Source organism: Pseudomonas sp. Marseille-Q1929, from assembly GCF_017316265.1.
Taxonomy (GTDB): domain Bacteria; phylum Pseudomonadota; class Gammaproteobacteria; order Pseudomonadales; family Pseudomonadaceae; genus Aquipseudomonas.
The window spans coordinates 78547-92173 of the sequence record NZ_JAFLWU010000019.1 but is presented as its reverse complement, the minus strand read 5'-3'; the positions used below and the strand labels follow the sequence as shown (position 1 = coordinate 92173).

Sequence of the window (13627 nt, the reverse complement as noted above, 5' to 3'; positions counted from 1 at the left end):
TGATTGGTGGTGTGTTCAGCATTGCATTCCCATGCCAGGACGACCGTTCGTCGCACTGGCAAGTATTTTCTAAACCTTTGCCGCCATGAAAATTCGAATTCAGGGCGGGGAGTGTTCCCCCGCACTTATTTTTGCCCTGGAGGAACCCATCATGAGCCGCATGGCTATCCGGTTACGCACCGCCAGTTTCGCGATGCTGCTGGGCCTCGGCGCCAGCAATGCTTTCGCCCAGTCGCCTGCTGAATTCATCGAGCAGGCGTCGGCCAAAGGCATGGCCGATATCGAAACCAGTCGCATGGCCCACGCCAAGACCTCGTCCCAGGAAATCAAGGACTACACCATTGAGGTGATCAACGAGCGCACCCTGGCCAACCAACACCTGGCGGCTATCGCCAAGAAGCTTGAACTGCCGGTGGCGCCGAGGGAAAAGATCGTCGACAAAGCCGAGACCCTGATGCCCGAGCTCAAGGACGGCGACTCCTTTGACGCGGCCTACACCGCGCAACAGGTCAAGGAAAACGAAGAGGCCATTGCCCTGTTCAAACAGGAAGGCGCTGCCTCGGATGTGCCGGAAATAAAAGCGCTGGTGGATGAGACGCTGCCCAAGTTGCAAGAGCGCTTGCAGAAGGCCCGCGCCCTGGCATCGACCTACGGTAAGGACCATCAGAGTGACGGTTGAATCTGTCGCCTGAAACGCCAAACGGCGGTTGGAAAAATCCAACCGCCGTTTTTTTTGCGGCTTGTCTAGAAGGCCAATTGCGCCTGTCCGGTACCTTCCAGTGCGAGCAAATATTGCTTGGCTTGCAGGCCACCGGCAAACCCGGTCAACTCACCCGAGGCGCCAATCACCCGATGGCAGGGCGCGATGATCGAGATCGGATTGCGCCCATTGGCTGCGCCCACGGCGCGTACGGCTTTGGGGTTGCCGATTTGCTGGGCGATCTGGCTGTAGCTACGGGTTTCGCCGAAGGGAATGGTCAGCAGCGCCTGCCACACTTGCTTCTGGAAATCAGTGCCGGTGAAGTCCAGTTCCAGCGTGAACTGATTGCGGGTGCCGGCGAAGTATTCCTGTAATTGGCGCTGCGCCTCCAGTAGCACCGGGCTGTCGTTGGCCTCGTGCAGTTCACCCAGGCGCACACGGTTGGCTCGTTCGGTTTCCCACAGGATCGCGCTGAGTTTGCCGTCGCGGGCCACTAGCGTGAGTTGGCCGACGGGGGAGGGCATGAGTTTGTATTCGTAGGGCATGGGCGGCCTCCTTGAGAGTGTGCAAACGTTACCATGCGAGGGTAGTTTCATACGCCCGCCCACAAACTACGTTTCTTGCGGTTGAATTTTCCTGCGCTCAGAAATTCCAGTAGACCCACTCGTAAAGATACGGATAACCAAAAAGCCTGAACGTGAAGTAGAGTGCCATGAGCAGTGAGCCCGTGCTGAACACAACGAACGACATGATGTTGAACAGGGTGACGATAGCGGCGAACACGACCACGCGTCGGTTGGCATGGCGTCTCGCGAGCAGCACGCCATACACCGAACCCACGATCGATCCAGCCGCGATGACCGACCCGAGGAGAAACGGCAGCTTCACGAACGAAAGCAGCAGTGGCAAAACCAGCACCCAGCCCACTACCTCGCGCAGTATGGGCTTGGGCATGCGTGGTTTGGATTCAGGCATTGTCTCGATCTCGGGCAGCATGAGCTGACATCTTCCAGAGGTTAGCGCTTGGCCACCGTCAGATTTTGCTGAGGGCGCCTAATGGTCCTGTTGCAACACCTTGAGCGCCGCCGATGCCAGGAAACCCGAGCGGCTTTTTTCTTCGGGATGATGCAGCACATAGTCATCGATGCGGTTCAACAGGTAACCCGGCAGGGTGATGTTGAGTTTCTGCGCCTTGCCCAGGTACTTGGTGATATCGATGTCGACCACTGCCCAGGTGCAACCTGCGTACTGTGGGTTGGCGGCATGCAGGGTGACTTTCTGCGCGCTGGGAATCGGCGCACCGTCTTCCGCGAGGATCTCGAAGTGCCCTTCGATGGCTTCGCGGGCCATGGCCATGGCGTCGTCCAGGTCGTCGCCGGCCGAGTAGCAGCCGGGAATATCCGGTACTTCCACACCCCAGGCGTGGTTTTCGTCACCGGTTGAAATTGCGATGGGGTAAAGCATGTGTGTTGTCCTCCAGGGACGGTCAGCTCAGCAGAGCTTGTTTCAAGATGCTCTTGGCTGTCTTGTCCAACAGGTCCTTTTTTGGATGAGGGATCGTCACCAGCCCCGGCTTGGTCGGGTGCTTGAAGTGGTGATGGCTGCCTCGGGTACGCACCAGATACCAACCGTCCGCAACGATGTGACCTATCAAATATCGGCTATCCACAACACCTCCTTGTGGTGTGTGTTGGTGGTGACTATAACCACAAAAAATAAATTATCAACACTCTACCCACCGACCTTCGATGACCGGTATTTCGCCAGGCAGTGACTGAAGTGTAAGAGTGCGCAGCCATGGCGCCACAGAGAGGTATTGCGAGGTTTTGCCCAGGTATTACCGGGTGTGTAGGGCCTGTGTCATCACGCTGAGAAACGCATCGACCAACACACTTTTTGATGCGGTTGGCGTCAGCACCAGCAACTGCGCACACGCATCCACTTCCACCAACGGCCGGTAGGTCACGCCTTTGTTCATCAAGCTTTGTGTACATTCCGGCACCAGCGCCACGCCTTGCCCGGCGGCGACCAGGGCGATGATCGAGGTGATCTGCCGCCCGGTCGGCCCGGGTCGCAAAGGCTGGCCGTGGTGGCGGTAAAGCTGCTCGATGGATTGGTTCAGCCCCGATCCGTAATCCGCCGGGAACAGGATCAGCGGATAAGCACTGAGCTGCGCCAAGCTGACCTGCGCCTGGCTTGCCAACGGGCTGTCAGTGGATAAGGCCGCTACCAGCCGTTCCTCGCCCAGCGACAGCGCTTGCACGGCCTTGCTCTGTGGCAGTAAACGACTCAGCCCGACGTCCAGCCGCCCGTCGGCCACCTGCGCCCCCAGGCTGCCGGAGGCACATTCCACCAGGGTCAGTTGCACATCGGGAAAGCGTTGGGCAAATGCCTGGATCGCCTGGCTGAACAAGTCTGACAAGGCAATCGAACTGACATACCCCAGCGTCAGTTGCCCGGCGGTACCTGCCGCGAGTTTGCCGGCGATGACGTGCGCCAGCTCCACCTGCTCCAGCACACCCTGCGCATAGGGCAAGAACGACCGGCCTTGTGCCGTCAGCGTCACCGTGCGGCTGGTGCGATCGAACAGCTTGAAACCCAGCTCAGCTTCCAGCGCCGAGATCTGTCGGGTCAGCGGTGGCTGGGCCAAGTGCAGGCGAAGGGCGGCGCGGCCGAAGTGCAATTCTTCGGCGACCATCAGAAAGTATCGCAGCTTGCGTAGGTCGAGCATCCTGGCCCTCGGGTATTGATCGGTCCTGATTCGGTATTGGTCCAAGACCTGCCGGGCATTCTATAAAGACCGCTCAATATAAAACGAGAGGTTTCATGAAACCGCGCCTGCATTGTGCCCGTCTTGCCCTGTTCCTGTGTGGCTGCGCGGCGTTTCTCAACCTGTATGCGACCCAGAGCATCCTCCAGACCTTTGCCGCGCAGTTTCAGATCAGCGCCAAGGCGGCGGGGTGGAGCATTACCGTGACGACGTTGGCTGTCGCGATCACGGCGCCGTTTGTCAGCCGCCTGACAAGCCGTTTCGAGCAACGCACGGTGATCTGCGTGGCGGCGCTGCTGTTGGCCGTGCCAGCGTTGATGACGGCCTATGCCGACAGTTTTACCGAAGTGCTGGTGTGGCGGTTTGTCGAGGGCATGGTGATTCCGGTGGTGTTCGCCACCAGCGTGGCCTATATCGGCGACCGTTGGAGTGGTGGCACGGTCACCGAAGTCACCAGCCTGTACGTGGCGGGCACCGTGTTGGGTGGGTTTGCCGGGCGCTTCGTCACCGGGGTGATGACGGAGTACGTGGGCTGGCGCGAAGCCTTCGAGTTGCTCGCGGCGCTGAGCCTGATGGTGGGCGGGTTCATTCAGTTTCTGTTGCCGGTTAACCGGGCGCGTACGGCGCCGCTGGCAACCGTTTCATCGGGGGTTTTTCGTCAGCCATTGCTGGCCGCTTACGCCGTAGGTTTTTGCGTGTTGTTTTCCCAGGTGGCGGCGTTTACCTACGTGGGTTTGTACCTTGGCCTGCCGCCATTCAACCTCGGTCCTGCGGCTTTGGGCACGCTTTACATGGTGTTCCTGCTGGCGTTGATCGTGATCCCCATCGCGGGGCGCCTCAGCAAAGCCCGGCCCCATGGCGAACTGCTGAGCGTCGCTGTCGTGCTGGGCATCACGGGCACGGTACTTACCTTGGTGCCAACGCTGTGGTGCATCGTGTTGGGGCTGGCCTTCAGTTCCACCGGCGTGTTCCTCGCACAGGCCGCCGCCAATGCGTTCACCACGGCCAATGCCGGCGACAACAAGGCGGGTGCTGTGGGTATTTACCTCACCTGTTATTACCTGGGCGGTAGCTGCGGGGCGATCGTCCCGGCATTGATCTGGGAGCGGTGGGGCTGGGCGGGGTGTGTGGGGTTGATTGTCGTCTTTCAGTTGATGACGTTGCTCATCGCCTTGGTCGGTTGGAAGCCTGTTAAACCCGCGCTGGTTTCAGTGCCTTGACGGGCGTCGTCGCAGTGCCGGCCGGGCCGCGTGCTCAAATAATTGGGTGATTGGTGACATGTCCAGGCCGTGCAAACAGATCAATGCCTAGCGAGTGGAGTACTTTGAGGACTGTTTCAAAGCGCGGTTTTGCGCCGGGGGAGAACGCCTTGTAAAGACTCTCGCGACCCATACCCGTCTCAGTGGCGATCTTTGTCATTCCTCGGGCTTTGGCCACGTAGCCGATGGCACGCAGAAACTCTTCGTTATCGCCGTCGGCCAGCACCTGAGAGAGGTACTCACTGATGGCCTCGTCACTGTCGAGCAGCTCGGCCATATCGAATGTCGTCAGTGTTTGCGGCATTTTCAAACCTCCTGTGCCATTTTTTTTGCCCGTCGGATATCGGCTTCTTGCGATGACTTGTCACCGCCCACCAGCAAGATGACGAGCGCTCTGCCTCGTAGGGTGAAATACACGCGATAACCGACACCTACATCGACTCGCATTTCTGAGATGCCGTTTCCTAGCGCCTTGATATCGCCCAGGTTACCCTTGCTTGCTCTCTCAATACGCCGGCCAATCGCAATCTTTGCTCTCAGGTCGCGAACACCTGAATGCCAGTCTGCGAAGACTTGGGTTTGCTGGATTGAATAATACACAGGACCTCGCAGGCGCTAACTGTATCCATGTGGATACTATCTGGCAACAAGAATGACTGATCGCAAAGGTTGCGGAGGATGGGGCGGGAACACTTCGGTTTCAAAGACGATTTCTGTTGCCAGAATTTGCCAGGAGAATGGGCTCGTAGGCGCAGTGTTGAATTAAGCGAAACCGCCTACGCGGCCATCTGAATCGCCTGGGTTGTGCCTGTGCGAAGTTGCCACACGTGTCGAACCACCGAATCCCAGACATAAAAAAACCGGCCACCAGGGCCGGTTTTTTCATGCATCCCCCGTCAAAATCATCCTGACGTTGGACCAACAATTAAGTGGAGCGGGTAGAGGGAATCGAACCCTCGTCGGAAGCTTGGGAAGCTACTGTTCTACCATTAAACTATACCCGCTCAGAGCGGCTGACTTTGTACCAGATGTTCACCCGGATTTGAAGTTTTTCTTCAAAAATGTGTGGGTTACATGCCTATGTGGGAGCAGGCAAGCCAGCTCCCACACAATTAGATCGCAAAGGCATGTTGAGTCTGACCTTGGTGATAACGCAATCGACTGACCGGCCGCTGCGACTTTAGAAACCCAACGACGGCCTCCCGGCTGTCCCGGCACGCGGCCTTGTGTTCCATGTCCAGGAAGTGCCCCGTTGCCTGGATGGTGCTGAAGCTGCTGTGGGTCACATGCTGGCCGAACAGCTTGGCGTCCTGGGCGCTGGTGTATTCGTCCCATTCGCCGTTCAGGAACAGCACCGGAATGTCGATCTGCTTGGCCGCCTTGAGGTAGCACAGTCGATCGCTGTTGAGCACTTGGCTGATGTGGAAGTGCATCTGCCCATATTCGTGCTCGGCGAGGCTGCTCACATGCTTGTAGTTGAATCGCTTGAACAACGACGGCAGGTGTTTGCCGATGGTGTTGTTGACGAGGTGCCCGACACGGTCGCGGTCGAGGTTGCCGAGGTAGTCAACGCCACGTTCAAGGTAGTCGCGCATGGGCGTGTTGATGACTGGTGAGAACGAGCTGATCACCGCTTTCTCCACGCGCCGCGGGCGCTGGGCGAGGGCGACCAGGGTGGCGGCGCCGCCCCAGGAGAACGACAGCACGTGCTCGGCGGCGAAGTGGTCGATGAGTTCCAGGAGGATCTGGCCTTCGATGTCCTTCGTCAGCATTTGCTCATGGCGATTGTGGATTTTGGAACGGCCAGCGTAGGGCTGGTCGTACAAAACCACATTGAATTGGGGGTGCAGGCTTTTCACGGTTTGGGCGAAGGATGCCGTGGTGGCCATGGAGCCATTGACCATGATGATGGTCTTTGCAGCAGCGTCCGCGCGATAGAACTCCGTGTAAACCCGATACTGACCCTGTATATCCAACACAGCGATTTCTGGCCTCATGTCGTAAGACTCCTGGCAAGCGGGTAGGGCGCGCAGATAACTCTGCACGAGCTTTGTGACAGGTAGGCATACGCCTGGAAAAGGGAGGCCCATGTCGATCCGATGACGGCTGGTCGACGGCTGTTGTTATGGCGGGCGGTTTTGCCTGGAAGGCCCGTAGGTCAAGCGCGGGCGGGGGCAAAGTGTTTCTTGGAGGTTATGGGCGACTCGCCAGTCATATTTCGGCTGACGGTTTGATTCAAGCAGCACAGGCGCCACCTCGCAAGGCGCCCAACTGGTTTTTTGCCATCACCGGCTGAACGGTCGTCAGACCTGTCGGATCTCGTCGTCGGTCAGTGCCCGATACTCCCCCGGCGCAAGGTTCGCATCCAACACCAAAGGCCCCATCCGTTCGCGATGCAAGCCGATCACCTTGTTGTCGAAATGCCCGAACATGCGCTTCACCTGGTGATAGCGCCCTTCGACAATGCCCAATCGCGCCGTCCTCGGCCCCAGCAGCTCCAGGGTGGCAGGCTGGGTGGTGAGGTCTTCAAAGGCAAAGTACAGGCCGGCGGCAAACGTGGTGGCGTATTCGGGGCCGATCGTTTGCTCGGTCTCCACCAGGTAAACCTTGGGCAATTTGGTCTGCGGTTGCGTCAGGCGCCGCGACCACTGGCCGTCATTGGTGATCAGCATCAGGCCGGTGGTGTTGAAATCCAGACGGCCGGCGATGTGCAACTCACCTTTGTCCGGCACATCCAGCAGGTCGAGGACGGTCGGGTGCTGTGGGTCCGCTGTGGCGCTCACACAGCCCTGCGGCTTGTGCAGCATGAAGTAGCGCGCCGGTTTGCCGGCCTGCAACACTTCATCGTCGACACACACACGGCTGAATTCGCGCACCTCGTGATGGGGATCGCTGACCGCGATGCCATCCACTGTCACACGCCGTTCAACCAGCAATACGCGTACTTGCTGGCGATTGAAACGCGGCAGGTTGCTGAGGAACCGATCAACGCGCATTACGGCTGTTCATCGCCGCGCAGTTGCGCGTCCACCTGGGCGCACCGTGGGCACAGGCAAGCCTGGTTGCGCAACGCATCGGGCAACGCCTCAAGCACGGCCGGATCGATGGTGACGCCGTAGCACCAGCACGCTTGGTCGGCAGTGAGTGGATCGGCCAGGGTGCAGTCGTTGCGGGCGCCGCAGGCGGGGCAGAGGGTTGGCGTGGTCATGGCTCGGTTCAGGCTGGATCTCGGTGGGGTGGCACGATACAGCGTCGCCGCGTCAGGTGCCAAACGGGCGGGAAAACCAAGGCTCTCCGGTCGTCTGATCTACGTGTTTCAAGCTGTGTCAAAAACGCACCAGATTCGGTTTTTGGTGTCAGATATTTCGTCATTCGGTGAAAGCTGAATGCCGCCCCCCAGCGTCGCTGGAGGAGCTCTTCCGCGGTCCAGGAGGCCGCCATGTATCGACGACTGCTACTCACTGCCTTGCTCGGCCTGACCTTATCCGCGTGTGTGCCCTATTACGACGGTGGCGGCACTTACTATCGCTCCGAGGTCTACACCACCCCGGCGCCAGCGTATTACTACGGAGGCGGTTCTTCCTACTATGGGCGCAGCTATTACACGCCAGCACCGCGCTACTATCCTGCGCCACGCTACTACCAGGCGGCACCGCGTTATTACCAGCCAGCGCCGCGTTACTACTCAAGGCCTGGCTACCGACCCTATCCGAACCAGGGCTGGGACAATCGCGGCGGCCACGACCGAGGCGGCCGTGGTGACGGCGGCCATCGCGGGCACCGTTAACGCTCAGACAAATCCGCCAGGGGGTGCCGGCCTTCCCACGCTTTGTGGAAATGCGCCTGCACCACCGCTTCGGGCACTGTATTCACATCCGGCCAATGCCAATGGGGCTGCTGATCCTTGTCGATCAGCCGCGCGCGTACCCCTTCGGCAAATTCCGGGTGGCGGCAGCAGTTCAGGCTCATGGTGTATTCCATTTGGAATACTTGGGGGAGGGACAACAGGCGGCCCCGCTGGATCTGTTCCCACACCAGGTGCGCGGTCAACGGGCAGCCTTCGCTCAGGGTCTTGCCGGCGCGGCTGAACAGCGGGTCGCTGTGGTCGCGCAATTGGCTCAAGGCGCGCCAGGCGCAGCGCACATCACCCACATCCAGCCATTCGTCGATCTGTGCCCGGCGCGGCAGCCACTGCGCTTCGGGTTGCTGGATGACGGCTTCCTGGGCCAGGGCCTTGAGCAGGCTGTTGAGCTGCATCGGCGTTTGTTCCTGCCAGTTCAATTGCAGCAAACCGTCGATCAGCTCATCTTGCTGGTCATCGCGCAGGAAACGGTCGGCCAGGCCCAGGTCCAAGGCATCGCGACCGTTGATATGTGCGCCGGTCAGGCCGAGGAACAACCCGAGCTTGCCCGGCAGGCGCGGCAAAAACCAACTGGCGCCGACGTCCGGGTACAGGCCGATGCTGATCTCGGGCATGGCCAGGCGGCTGCTCGGCGTGACGATGCGCACCGCCGCACTTTGCAACAGGCCCATGCCACCGCCCAGCACGTAGCCGTGGCCCCAGCAGATCACCGGTTTTGGATAAGTATGCAGGCGGTAGTCGAGGCGATATTCCGCCGCAAAGAAATGCGCGGCCAACGCCGGTACCACACCGGGTTGCTCACGGCATTCCATCGCGAGGCTGCGCACTTCGCCACCGGCGCAAAAGGCCTTGGGCCCATTGCCACGCAGCAGTACGCAAACGATATTCGGGTCTTTCGCCCAACTGTCCAGGCGTTCGCCCAGGGCCAGGATCATCGGCAGGGAGAGGGCGTTGAGGGATTTTTCTGCGTCCAGGCTGGCGATACCGAGGCGGGCACCGTCGCTGCCGGTCAGCTCTTCGAAGTGCAGGTTCATCGTGACCTCATTCGGGAAGGTAGAGGATCAGTATGATCGCTTCGTAGGAAAGTGCCGGTGGTGTGTCAGATCAATTGACAAGCGGGGTCGGCTTTCCTAGGGTTCGCCTCATTCTTTTTGACAAGACCACTCCATCATGACCGAAGGCGACCGTATCAAACTCGAACCCACCTGGAAGCACGCCCTGCGCGATGAGTTCGAACAGCCCTACATGGCCCAGTTGCGCGAGTTCCTGCGCGATGAACATGCGGCCGGCAAAGAGATCTATCCACCAGGCCCGTTGATCTTCAACGCCCTCAACTCCACGCCGCTGGACAAGGTCAAGGTGGTGATCCTCGGCCAGGACCCGTACCACGGCCCCGGCCAGGCCCATGGTCTGTGCTTCTCGGTGCAACCGGGCATACCCACGCCGCCGTCGCTGCTCAATATCTATAAAGAGCTCAAGCGTGACCTGAACATCGACATCCCCAACCACGGCTGCCTGCAAAGCTGGGCCGATCAGGGTGTGCTGATGCTCAACACCACCATGACCGTGGAACGCGCCAACGCCAACGCCCATGCGGGCAAGGGCTGGCAGTTCTTTACTGATCGAATTATCGAGGTGGTCAGCGCGCATCAGCCGCACTTGGTGTTCCTGCTGTGGGGCGCCCATGCCCAGGGCAAGCAGAAGCTGATCGATGCCACCAAGCACCTGGTGTTGACCTCGGTGCACCCGTCGCCGTTGTCGGCGTATCGCGGGTTCTTGGGTTGCGGGCATTTCAGCCGTACCAACAAGTTTCTTGAGCAGAATGGCGAGACGGCGATTGAGTGGCGGTTGCCGCCACTCTAAACACTGTGGGAGCGGGCTTGCCCGCGATCGCGATGGGCCAGCTGGCATCTTTGTCACAGGCATTGCGCTATCGCAGGCAAGCCAGCTCCCACAGTTGAGGAGTGCTGAAACGTTAAGTTTTTTCCGGCTGGCGGTTCCAGTGTCGGAACAGTGGTTCAGCCAAAAACAACACAAACAACAAGCGCATTACCTGCATCGCCGTCACCAACGGCACCGACAATTGCAGGGTCTCTGCCGTAAGGCTCATCTCGGCAATCCCGCCGGGCATCATGCCCAGGGTCAACGAGCGCAAGTCCAGATGAGTCAGCGCGCTCAGCCCCACCGCCGCCAACGTCGCCAGCGCCATGGTCAACGCCGTACCAATCAACGTGCGCCCCATGAACGACGGCGCCCGCCGAAAGAACTGCCGGTTGAAGTGGCAACCCAAACCGCTGCCGATCAACCACTGGCCGATCTGGCTGCCGCCATCGGGCAGGCCGATATGCAGATCCCACACAACGCTGGCCGTCGCACTCACCAGCAACGGCCCGAACAGCCACGGGTTCGGCTGACGCAAGCGCTGCCAACCCCAGGCCACCAACGCGCCAAGCGGAAACAACGCCAACAACCAAGGCCAACTCACCGGCGCCGGATGAAACTGCGGCGCGCCGCCTTCAAGCACATACTTGAAGATCGCCGGCACACACAGCACCACCACCAACACCCGCAGACTCTGCCCCGCCGCGACACGGCTGAGCACCGCGCCATTGCGTGCGCCGAGGTTGACCATCTCCCCGGAACCGCCGGGCATACTGGAGAAAAACGCGGTGGCGCGGTCTTCACCGCTGCGCCGCATCAGCCACACGCCGACCACACTGGACAGACTGGTGACCAGCGCGCCGAAGAAGATCAGCCCGAAGTGGCTCATCACTTGCTCGATCACCACCGGCGTAAAGTGCAGGCCGATGCCGATCCCCACCACCCACTGGCCGCATTTGCGCCCACCGGGAATTTCCGCCAACTGCCACGGCGTGAGGCAACGCACGAGGATGATCGCCAGCAACGAGCCGACCATGTACGGCAAAGGCCAGCCGACGAGGCTGGCCAGGTAACCGCCGGCCAGGCCGACCAGCGGTGTTCCCCACCAATGTTTAAAGGTGACCTCAGACATCGGCCACGGCACGACGCTGCAGGGCACGTTTGCGGTAGATGCGCACCAGCGGGAAGGCCAGCATCAGCGCGGTCAGGACCCACACCCCAAAGGTGATCGGGCTCGACCAGAGGATGTCCAGCGCACCGTTGGAAATCGACAGCGCCCGGCGCAGGTTCTGCTCCATCAGGCCACCGAGGATAAAGCCCAGCAGCACCGGCGACAGCGGGAAGTCGAGTTTGCGCAGGATGTAGCCGAAGATGCCGATGCCGACCATCAGGAACAGGTCGAAGGTGGTGGCGTGAACCGCGTACACACCAATCGCGGTGATGATGGCGATCACCGGCACCAGCGCCCAGTTCGGCACGGCAAGGATGCGCGTGAAGATGCGGATCATCGGGATGTTGAGGATCACCAGCATGATGTTGGCGATAAACAACGACGCGATCAGGCCCCAGACGATGTCCGGTTGCTGTTGGAACAGCAGCGGGCCGGGCGTAATGTTGTACAGCGACAGCGCGCCGATCATCACCGCCGTAGTGCCCGAACCGGGTACGCCGAGGGTCAGCATCGGCACCAGGGCGCCGCAGGCAGAAGCACCAATCGCGGTTTCCGGGGCGGCGAGGCCGCGCATGTCGCCCTGGCCGAATTTACCGCTGGCACCGGCCAGGCGTTTTTCGGTCATGTAGGCAACGGCCGAGGCCAAGGTGGCGCCGGCACCCGGCAACACGCCCATGATGAAACCGAGCAGGCCGCAGCGGATATTCACCACGAAGACAGCGGACGCTTCCTTCAAGTTGAACATCATCCGTCCGGTGGCTTTCACCGCTTCCTGGCCACGGTGGGTTTTTTCCAGGAGCAACAGGATCTCGCTGATGGAGAACAGGCCCAGCACCAGTACGACAAACTGGATGCCGTCGGTGAGGTGGATGTTGTCGCCGGTAAAGCGGTACACGCCGCTGTTGGCGTCGATGCCGACCGCCGAGAGGAACAGGCCGATCAGCGCCGCGACAAAGGTCTTCAGCGGCTTGTCACCGGCCATGCCGCCCAGGCAGACAATCGCGAACACCATCAGTACGAAATATTCCGCCGGGCCGAAGGCAATCGCCCATTTGGCCAACAGCGGCGCAAACAGCACCATGCCGCAGGTGGCGATAAACGCACCGATGAACGAACTCCACGCCGACAACGACAGCGCCACACCGGCCAGGCCTTTGCGGGCCATCGGGTAACCGTCGAGGGTGGTCATCACGGTGGAGGCTTCGCCCGGGATGTTTAGCAGGATCGAGCTGATCCGGCCGCCGTATTCACAGCCCAGGTACACGGCTGCCAGCAGGATCAGCGCCGATTCCGGCGGCAGGCCCAGGGCAAACGCGATGGGGATCAACAGAGCCACGCCGTTGATCGGGCCCAGGCCCGGCAACAGGCCGACCACGGTGCCGATCAGGGTGCCGCACAACGCGGTCACCAGGTTGTACGGGGACAGTGCAACGCCGAAGCCCTGGCCCAAATAGCCGAAAGTATCCATATCAGTTCTCCAGAACGTCGAGCAGGCCCAGGGGCAGCGGTACATCCATGGCTTTATCGAACAGCAGGTACAGGCCGATGGCCATGAGGCTGACGATCACCACGCTCGGCAACCAGCGGCCGCCATACAGGCGCGCCATGGGGATGCCGATCAGCATGCTGCTGAGGATGAAACCCAGGGGCTCGAAGGTGCCGGCGAACACAATCAACAGGCCGACGCAGATGGCGATCTTGATCAGGGTTTCGCGGTCCAGCGCCGGTTCTTCTTCGGTGTGTTTGGTTGGCTGGGGGCGGATGACCATGTAGATCAGGCCCAGGCTCATCAGCCCGAGCATCAGCAGCGGGTAGGCACGTGGCCCGACCGGCTCGTAGGAAAATGCGGCCTGGTACGGCCACGCCATCAGCGCGAGACCGGCACAGACCAGCAGCATGATGCTGGCGAAAATGCGTTGTAAGAGCATGTGAAACTCCTGGGCCACGCCGCCCGGTTGAAGAGGGCGTGGCCATGTGACAGGCA

General features: G+C 60.4%; 18 protein-coding genes and 1 tRNA gene. 4 read left to right on the top strand and 15 right to left on the bottom strand.

Translation table 11 applies throughout. The features are described from left to right. The first annotated feature begins 151 nt into the window (after positions 1 to 151). Positions 152 to 679, top strand: coding sequence for a DUF4142 domain-containing protein (locus tag J1G37_RS19875; protein WP_207044765.1), 528 nt, complete (start codon positions 152 to 154; stop codon positions 677 to 679). Between the two features lie 65 nt (positions 680 to 744). Here J1G37_RS19875 and J1G37_RS19870 read toward each other — a convergent pair whose 3' ends face one another. The 5 genes from J1G37_RS19870 to J1G37_RS19850 all read right to left on the bottom strand — a co-directional run bounded on the left by J1G37_RS19870 (position 745) and on the right by J1G37_RS19850 (position 3431). After that, on the bottom strand, positions 745 to 1245 hold the full coding sequence (locus J1G37_RS19870) for a methylated-DNA--[protein]-cysteine S-methyltransferase (protein ID WP_207044762.1): 501 nt from the start codon (positions 1243 to 1245) through the stop codon (positions 745 to 747). 97 nt (positions 1246 to 1342) lie between these two features. Beyond that, positions 1343 to 1696, bottom strand: a complete 354-nt coding sequence (locus J1G37_RS19865) for a hypothetical protein (protein ID WP_242551659.1) — start codon at positions 1694 to 1696, stop codon at positions 1343 to 1345. Between the two features lie 57 nt (positions 1697 to 1753). Beyond that, the gene (locus J1G37_RS19860) at positions 1754 to 2164 is read right to left on the bottom strand and encodes a type II toxin-antitoxin system HicB family antitoxin (protein WP_207044759.1); all 411 of its coding nucleotides are present in this window, start codon (positions 2162 to 2164) and stop codon (positions 1754 to 1756) included. Between the two features lie 22 nt (positions 2165 to 2186). Then, positions 2187 to 2369: a type II toxin-antitoxin system HicA family toxin gene (locus J1G37_RS19855; RefSeq protein WP_017736377.1), complete on the bottom strand. Its 183-nt coding sequence runs from the start codon at positions 2367 to 2369 to the stop codon at positions 2187 to 2189. Positions 2370 to 2537: 168 nt separating this feature from the next. Beyond that, positions 2538 to 3431: a LysR family transcriptional regulator gene (locus J1G37_RS19850; protein WP_207044757.1), complete on the bottom strand. Its 894-nt coding sequence runs from the start codon at positions 3429 to 3431 to the stop codon at positions 2538 to 2540. 95 nt (positions 3432 to 3526) lie between these two features. On the opposite strand from J1G37_RS19850, the gene J1G37_RS19845 reads away from it, so the two are divergent. Next, positions 3527 to 4690, top strand: a complete 1164-nt coding sequence (locus J1G37_RS19845; protein ID WP_207044755.1) for an MFS transporter — start codon at positions 3527 to 3529, stop codon at positions 4688 to 4690. 34 nt (positions 4691 to 4724) lie between these two features. Here the strand turns inward: J1G37_RS19845 and J1G37_RS19840 are convergent, their stop codons facing one another. The 6 genes from J1G37_RS19840 to J1G37_RS19815 all read right to left on the bottom strand — a co-directional run bounded on the left by J1G37_RS19840 (position 4725) and on the right by J1G37_RS19815 (position 7937). Then, positions 4725 to 5033: an addiction module antidote protein gene (locus J1G37_RS19840; RefSeq protein ID WP_124525905.1), complete on the bottom strand. Its 309-nt coding sequence runs from the start codon at positions 5031 to 5033 to the stop codon at positions 4725 to 4727. A 2-nt stretch (positions 5034 to 5035) separates the two neighbouring features. After that, complete coding sequence (locus J1G37_RS19835; protein WP_207044752.1) at positions 5036 to 5329, bottom strand: type II toxin-antitoxin system RelE/ParE family toxin; 294 nt, start codon at positions 5327 to 5329, stop codon at positions 5036 to 5038. A 330-nt stretch (positions 5330 to 5659) separates the two neighbouring features. Then, positions 5660 to 5733, bottom strand: a tRNA-Gly gene (locus tag J1G37_RS19830). A gap of 108 nt (positions 5734 to 5841) precedes the next feature. Beyond that, positions 5842 to 6726 (bottom strand): alpha/beta hydrolase, encoded by an 885-nt coding sequence (locus J1G37_RS19825; RefSeq protein ID WP_207044750.1) that lies wholly within the window; start codon positions 6724 to 6726, stop codon positions 5842 to 5844. A gap of 306 nt (positions 6727 to 7032) precedes the next feature. Further along, complete coding sequence (locus tag J1G37_RS19820) at positions 7033 to 7725, bottom strand: pseudouridine synthase (RefSeq protein ID WP_207044748.1); 693 nt, start codon at positions 7723 to 7725, stop codon at positions 7033 to 7035. Continuing rightward, positions 7725 to 7937, bottom strand: coding sequence for a cysteine-rich CWC family protein (locus J1G37_RS19815; protein ID WP_207044746.1), 213 nt, complete (start codon positions 7935 to 7937; stop codon positions 7725 to 7727). The genes J1G37_RS19820 and J1G37_RS19815 overlap by 1 nt, the downstream gene beginning before the upstream one ends. Before the next feature lie 231 nt (positions 7938 to 8168). Here J1G37_RS19815 and J1G37_RS19810 point away from each other — a divergent pair, with 231 nt between their 5' ends. Further along, on the top strand, positions 8169 to 8516 hold the full coding sequence (locus J1G37_RS19810) for a hypothetical protein (protein WP_207044744.1): 348 nt from the start codon (positions 8169 to 8171) through the stop codon (positions 8514 to 8516). Here the strand turns inward: J1G37_RS19810 and J1G37_RS19805 are convergent. Beyond that, complete coding sequence (locus J1G37_RS19805) at positions 8513 to 9625, bottom strand: enoyl-CoA hydratase/isomerase family protein (protein ID WP_207044742.1); 1113 nt, start codon at positions 9623 to 9625, stop codon at positions 8513 to 8515. The two genes, J1G37_RS19810 and J1G37_RS19805, sit on opposite strands and share 4 nt — an antisense overlap. A gap of 136 nt (positions 9626 to 9761) precedes the next feature. Between J1G37_RS19805 and ung the strand changes: the two genes are divergently transcribed. Continuing rightward, positions 9762 to 10454 (top strand): uracil-DNA glycosylase, encoded by a 693-nt coding sequence (gene ung / locus J1G37_RS19800; protein ID WP_207044739.1) that lies wholly within the window; start codon positions 9762 to 9764, stop codon positions 10452 to 10454. A 112-nt stretch (positions 10455 to 10566) separates the two neighbouring features. On the opposite strand, the gene J1G37_RS19795 is transcribed toward ung, so the two are convergent. Genes J1G37_RS19795 through J1G37_RS19785 form a run of 3 tightly spaced genes read right to left on the bottom strand, consistent with a single transcriptional unit; the run spans position 10567 to position 13571 of the window. Continuing rightward, positions 10567 to 11604 carry an AbrB family transcriptional regulator gene (locus J1G37_RS19795; protein ID WP_026136752.1) on the bottom strand — a complete coding sequence of 346 codons (1038 nt, stop codon included), beginning with the start codon at positions 11602 to 11604 and terminating at the stop codon, positions 10567 to 10569. Continuing rightward, positions 11597 to 13111: a tripartite tricarboxylate transporter permease gene (locus tag J1G37_RS19790; protein WP_065899413.1), complete on the bottom strand. Its 1515-nt coding sequence runs from the start codon at positions 13109 to 13111 to the stop codon at positions 11597 to 11599. The genes J1G37_RS19795 and J1G37_RS19790 overlap by 8 nt, the downstream gene beginning before the upstream one ends. A 1-nt stretch (position 13112) precedes the next feature. Continuing rightward, positions 13113 to 13571, bottom strand: a complete 459-nt coding sequence (locus tag J1G37_RS19785; protein WP_207044736.1) for a tripartite tricarboxylate transporter TctB family protein — start codon at positions 13569 to 13571, stop codon at positions 13113 to 13115. Positions 13572 to 13627: the final 56 nt, after the last annotated feature.

Bases quoted from the DNA above. Each gene is read 5' to 3' on its own strand.
- J1G37_RS19840 (WP_124525905.1), bottom strand. From the start codon at position 5,033: ATGCCGCAAACACTGACGACATTCGATATGGCCGAGCTGCTCGACAGT.
- J1G37_RS19845 (WP_207044755.1), top strand. From the start codon at position 3,527: ATGAAACCGCGCCTGCATTGTGCCCGTCTTGCCCTGTTCCTGTGTGGC.
- J1G37_RS19820 (WP_207044748.1), bottom strand. From the start codon at position 7,725: ATGCGCGTTGATCGGTTCCTCAGCAACCTGCCGCGTTTCAATCGCCAG.
- J1G37_RS19795 (WP_026136752.1), bottom strand. From the start codon at position 11,604: ATGTCTGAGGTCACCTTTAAACATTGGTGGGGAACACCGCTGGTCGGC.
- J1G37_RS19815 (WP_207044746.1), bottom strand. From the start codon at position 7,937: ATGACCACGCCAACCCTCTGCCCCGCCTGCGGCGCCCGCAACGACTGC.
- J1G37_RS19810 (WP_207044744.1), top strand. From the start codon at position 8,169: ATGTATCGACGACTGCTACTCACTGCCTTGCTCGGCCTGACCTTATCC.
- J1G37_RS19805 (WP_207044742.1), bottom strand. From the start codon at position 9,625: ATGAACCTGCACTTCGAAGAGCTGACCGGCAGCGACGGTGCCCGCCTC.
- J1G37_RS19785 (WP_207044736.1), bottom strand. From the start codon at position 13,571: ATGCTCTTACAACGCATTTTCGCCAGCATCATGCTGCTGGTCTGTGCC.
- ung (WP_207044739.1), top strand. From the start codon at position 9,762: ATGACCGAAGGCGACCGTATCAAACTCGAACCCACCTGGAAGCACGCC.
- J1G37_RS19865 (WP_242551659.1), bottom strand. From the start codon at position 1,696: ATGCTGCCCGAGATCGAGACAATGCCTGAATCCAAACCACGCATGCCC.
- J1G37_RS19860 (WP_207044759.1), bottom strand. From the start codon at position 2,164: ATGCTTTACCCCATCGCAATTTCAACCGGTGACGAAAACCACGCCTGG.
- J1G37_RS19875 (WP_207044765.1), top strand. From the start codon at position 152: ATGAGCCGCATGGCTATCCGGTTACGCACCGCCAGTTTCGCGATGCTG.
- J1G37_RS19870 (WP_207044762.1), bottom strand. From the start codon at position 1,245: ATGCCCTACGAATACAAACTCATGCCCTCCCCCGTCGGCCAACTCACG.
- J1G37_RS19790 (WP_065899413.1), bottom strand. From the start codon at position 13,111: ATGGATACTTTCGGCTATTTGGGCCAGGGCTTCGGCGTTGCACTGTCC.
- J1G37_RS19825 (WP_207044750.1), bottom strand. From the start codon at position 6,726: ATGAGGCCAGAAATCGCTGTGTTGGATATACAGGGTCAGTATCGGGTT.
- J1G37_RS19850 (WP_207044757.1), bottom strand. From the start codon at position 3,431: ATGCTCGACCTACGCAAGCTGCGATACTTTCTGATGGTCGCCGAAGAA.